General features: G+C 43.7%; 3 protein-coding genes. 2 read left to right on the forward strand and 1 reads right to left on the reverse strand.

What is annotated here, in order from left to right; translation table 11 throughout:
- The first annotated feature begins 291 nt into the window (after positions 1 to 291).
- On the forward strand, positions 292 to 1137 hold the full coding sequence (locus NC238_14405; protein MCM1567098.1) for a copper amine oxidase N-terminal domain-containing protein: 846 nt from the start codon (positions 292 to 294) through the stop codon (positions 1135 to 1137).
- Positions 1118 to 2353 carry an MAC/perforin domain-containing protein gene (locus tag NC238_14410; protein ID MCM1567099.1) on the forward strand — a complete coding sequence of 412 codons (1236 nt, stop codon included), beginning with the start codon at positions 1118 to 1120 and terminating at the stop codon, positions 2351 to 2353. Before NC238_14405 ends, NC238_14410 begins: the two co-directional genes overlap by 20 nt.
- A 137-nt stretch (positions 2354 to 2490) precedes the next feature.
- Here the strand turns inward: NC238_14410 and NC238_14415 are convergent.
- Positions 2491 to 2794 (reverse strand): MaoC family dehydratase (locus tag NC238_14415; GenBank protein ID MCM1567100.1); only part of this gene is annotated, 304 nt, incomplete at its 5' end.

Genomic DNA, 2794 nt, shown 5'->3' on the forward strand with positions numbered 1-2794 from the left:
TGCCAATCAAAATTCCCAGCTTATAAGCAAGCCTGAAAAGAAGGGTGTTAAAAAACTATCGTACTTGATATTACTAGCGAATGTTAGTAAAATAAGCATAATATAGCAACAATAGCTTAATAGTTATTGAAGGAGATATTGATTAAAGGAATGCAGGGTTTATCCGGAACAAAAGAAAGCATGGTTATAACAAGGTATCGTTCAGGAAAATTGCTATGGGGCAGAGATAAGAGAAAGCTCTTAGTGAACATAAGCAAACTAATTAATTGATTAAAAAGGAGGCAGATATTAATGAAAACTACTACGAAGTCAAAATGTCGAAGGATTTCATCAAGAGTATTGTCAATATCGTTGGTATTGGCGCTTTTAATTATGTTTTTTCCCTTGAGCGCCATAGCTGGTGAAACATCAGAAAATCAGGATACGGTTATGGTTTTTATCCTCGATAACAATACATATACCGCAGATGGCGAACTTATAGTTATGGATGTCAGCCCTTCCATTATTGAAAGCCGGACTATGCTGCCAATCAGATATGCCGCGACCCCATTAGGCGCTGATGTTTCCTGGGATAATGAAACAAAAAAAGTAACAGTGTCATTAGGTGAAACGAAAATGGAACTATGGATTGGACAAAACAATGCATTGGTCAATGGCAGCACAGTTCCCATAGATCCTGACAATGTCAATGTAAAACCACTCATAATAAACGGGCGGACCATGCTACCCCTCCGTTTTGTTACCGAAGCTCTGGGCTGTGACGTCCAATGGGACGCAGTCGCCAGAAAAATAACCATAACAAAAACAGGCTCATCAGGTGGAGCAATTATTAAGCCTGATCTTCCGCCGATATCGAAAGATATAGTGAAACTCCCGTCAGTTACGAAAGAAACACCCGCTCAGCTTAGTAAGCTTACTTCAGTGGATATAAGTAAACTCAAAAATGTCTGGGGAATTGATTCTGCCGGAAAAGCTTATAAAGTAACGATGAGTGAAGCAGATATTCCTGTAGTCATGCGGGTGGGCAGAGGATATGATGTGTTTGGCAAATACGCATCTGTGGATTCGTTAAAGCAACCGGTTTTAGATACTGAAAAGCTCATCCAAGAACCAAAAAATGGAACGGATCCGTTTTGATCAGGGCGAAAACAGCCAAAACGTCAGAGAATCCATCAGGTCATACAGTAACAGCATGTCAACAAAAATAAGCGCGTCGGGCAGCTATTATTGCTTTGGCGGTTCGGTTAAAACTAATTTTGATTCGACACGCACACAGGAACTGAACAACTATTTTTCCACCTATAACTATATCGTTAAGAAGTACGGCGTATATGTCAGCGGAGCGGCCGACTTAAAAGACTACCTCACCGCTGATGCGAGGAATATGCTGAATAACAACAGCATTCCCGCCAATACGGTTTTTGCGAACTTCGGCCACTACGTACTTGTCGACACTATTACCGGAGGAAGAGTTGATTATAGCATTACTGCCAGTTCCAAGGCGTCAACCAGTTTCGAAAACTTTAAAATCGCTACAAAAGCAGACTTTAATGCCGTCATATTCAGCGCGGGAGGCAGCGGCCAATATCAAAACGTGAAGAATAAATCTGAGTATGACAGCAACAAGGACCAGGTTCTCCACAGCTACGGCGGCGGTTTCGCTCTGAATATCAATCAATTCATAAACGATCCCCAGGCACTGACTAAATGGGAAAGCACTTTGGAGGATAATGGCACGCTTGTCGATTTCGGCAATACCACAGCCAGGGCCCTCGTACCCATCTGGGAGCTTTGCAGCGATTCGTCCAGGGCTGCCTACCTTAAAGCCGAATTCGAAAAGCTGAATTTGGCGCAGGGAAACCAGTGGCCTATGCAAAGATATGTAACGGATATCGTATTCGTCGCAGATAAAAACGAATGGAACGCAAGAAGCAAGTGTCCTGCCGGGTATCAGCTGATCAATGCTGATTTGAACGCAGATGCGGGCGGGAACTTCATCTACTTGTGCTATAAACTGGGAGAAAACGTTAATGAGGCATACACGGATTTCTTTATGGAATACAGGACAAATGCGGCGCCGCCGGAGACAAAACCCGTGAATCACAATTCAAACTACGTTAATTACACGCGAATTGGCACCGATTTAAATTCGGGTTCGGGCGGAGATTATATCTATCTGTGGACGACCAAAGCGAATACTTTGCCGCCCATAACGAATATTGCAGTCGCTTTCGATAATCCTAATAACGTCAATTCTGATTGGCCCAGTGTGTATTGGCAGAATACACAAAGCCCGGCCGATGTTAATAAAAGCGTAGGGGGCAAATTCATATATATCAAATACACCAGGTAATCGGGCGGTAAGTAAGGATTATAGTAAAATAACCGCCACGGATTTTGTGCGATAAGACGAAAAAGCGGCTGTTGAAAATACAGCCGCTTTTGCTTGGAAATGTCTTTCGACCATACAAGGGGTGCGAGTATAATTCTTTATTTTGGCGGTTTCACCGTGGCTGTCCCGGTTAGAACCACATTGCCGTCCTGGTTGGTGCAGGTTGTTTTGATTACGGCAATGTTTTTATCCTTGTTTAGTTCGATAACTTCGCCTTCGGCCTTAATGGTGTCACCGATCCTTACCGGAGCCGTGAATTTCAGCTCCTGGGCCATGTACACCGTGCCTGGCCCGGGCAATTTCATGCCTACAACAGCCGATATCAAGCCGGCCGTCAGCATACCGTGGGCGATCCGGCCTTTGAAGAAAGTGTTTTTGGCATATTCTTCGTTAATGTGGGCC

Source organism: Dehalobacter sp. (genome assembly GCA_023667845.1).
Lineage (GTDB): Bacteria > Bacillota > Desulfitobacteriia > Desulfitobacteriales > Syntrophobotulaceae > Dehalobacter.

Bases quoted from the DNA above. Each gene is read 5' to 3' on its own strand.
- NC238_14410 (MCM1567099.1), top strand. From the start codon at position 1,118: ATGGAACGGATCCGTTTTGATCAGGGCGAAAACAGCCAAAACGTCAGA.
- NC238_14405 (MCM1567098.1), top strand. From the start codon at position 292: ATGAAAACTACTACGAAGTCAAAATGTCGAAGGATTTCATCAAGAGTA.